We start from the raw sequence: 1,916 nt of genomic DNA, 5'->3' as shown, positions 1-1,916 counted from the left end.
CCATAAGCAAGTTAAACGCCAGCCATGTCAGATAGTTGTCTTCGTTGAAGTATTCCGTAAAGACCTCCTCAAAATCCCGGGAGGTATCGCCGACGGCGTCCAGCATCTCCAACAGGTTTTGATGACTGCCGCCTCCCTCCCGGATGTCAAGCACCTGCTCAAAGGCATCCTGGGAGTACTCTGTGTCGTTCACATCAAGGAGAACGTCATTGGGATAAAAGGAGAAACTTCTGGCTTTATACAGCGCGGCGGGTTCACCGAGACCTCTTGCCCTGAAATAGGCTTTGTTGGGCTGCTCCAACTCCACATGCAGACCCTGATATTCAAACTCCTGTTCTTCTGCGGGCAGGGAGGCGTCCCGAATCCAAAGCCGCATGAAATAGGAACGGTAGCCGGTTACATTATCCAGCCCCGCCAGCAGGTCGGTGGACAGCTTGGTCGCCATTCTGGTGGCGTCGTAACTCCAGTAACCCTTGTTGATATTCAAGACCGTCTGACCGTAAAAGTCCCCAGATTCCGAGTCCAGGCGGACCTTATAGTTTTTGTAGGGAGCGCCGCGGGAGGTGTTCCCCCGGACCCGGATAGTGGCGTTTTTCCGGTTCAGATCCAGGCGGGGGTCCGGTGTCTGCCCCTCTGGCAAAATCTGAATATTGCAATTCAGCGTGGGATTATAGCTATGGTTCCCCGCAGTATGGAGCTCAAAGGCGGAAAGGTCCAGCGTGTTCCCGTTTTCACCCGCTGTGGGAAAGACGCTGATATACACATCGTAGAGATTGGTGTCCAGCTGGTAGATGTCCTTGGTTTCCCGCAGCGGCGCATTTTCCGCAGACTCCGGGAGAACACCCTGAGCCTGCGGAAAATAGCTTTGCCAGTAAAGGACCGTAAACAGCGCCGCTGCAACCGCCACGGCCAGCCACAGCGGCAGCAGGCCGTAATCCCTTTTTGGGGGCGGCGGCCGATGGACATGGGCAGAGCCCCTGTTAAAAATCTTTGGCGCCGGCTTCTTTTCGGGATCCGGCGGCTTAGGCTCCGCCCGCCCCGCAGTGTCCGGAGCGGTCATGGGTATTTCCCTCCAGGCCAGCCCGGCGGCATAGCGTATGGCCAGAAAAGCGGAACTGAGAATCAGCAAAAACCCGGTATTGCAGACAATTATCTCCAACGGCGCATACACACGACGGCAGTCTATAGGAATGTCGGCATACTGTACCGCCTCTCCCTCTTCCCACTCGGGGCAGCGCAGGTCCAGGGTTTCCTCGCTTCCAGCGGAAGATTGAATGGTAACGCTTCCGGCGTAGGGGGTATAGGGGAACCCAACACGGACTTCTTTTGCGAAAAACCGCATGGTCAAATGGTTCTCGACCCCGTCTTTTTCGGGCCGGATCATGAAATTGTCGTATTGTCCCCGATACAGCCACCCGGAATTTTCCACAACGTCTGCCTCAGAGATGGGGCAGTTTTTTTCGTCTATAACCAAATCGGCAAGACAGATTTCACCGGAGGTTTCCGAAATCAGAGTGATAAGCACCTCTTGGGCGCTGCGAGGAAACAGGGTGCCGTGAAAGACGGCCAGAGTCAACGCGGCGGCTGTGGCAGCTTGCAGCACCATTTTAAACGGCGGTGCGGATTTGAAAAGGCGGCCGGCGGCGTATGTAAGAGCCAAACAGGCGGCGAGAGCGCATACAAACACGAACAGCTTCGCCCAAACAGAATTTAACGTAAACAAATCCACATAGGCCGTCAAGGCAAGGCTGGATACAACACAGGCCAACACCTTCCAGGCGGTTCTACGGGAGTAAGCCCATCGTTTCTGGATCTGTTCCATAATCGGCGCAGAGAACTTTTTGTAAACGGCGTATACAATCATTCCGCAGAGAAAAGCGGCCAGTATACTTAGAATTAGACCCCAATTTGTCAGA

Annotated in this window: 1 protein-coding gene; it reads right to left on the bottom strand. The window is 54.6% G+C overall.

Features of this window, described 5'->3' with window-relative positions; translation table 11 throughout:
• On the bottom strand, positions 1–1,429 hold a 1,429-nt coding region (locus JX325_RS15970; RefSeq protein WP_204792038.1), incomplete at its 3' end, for a CotH kinase family protein.
• Positions 1,430–1,916 lie beyond the last annotated feature (487 nt).

Origin of the sequence: Oscillibacter sp. CU971 (genome assembly GCF_905219725.1) — a bacterium.
Taxonomy (GTDB): Bacteria; Bacillota; Clostridia; order Oscillospirales; family Oscillospiraceae; genus Oscillibacter.
The sequence above is the reverse complement of the archived record's forward strand: the minus strand, read 5'-3'. Positions and strand labels throughout refer to the sequence as shown.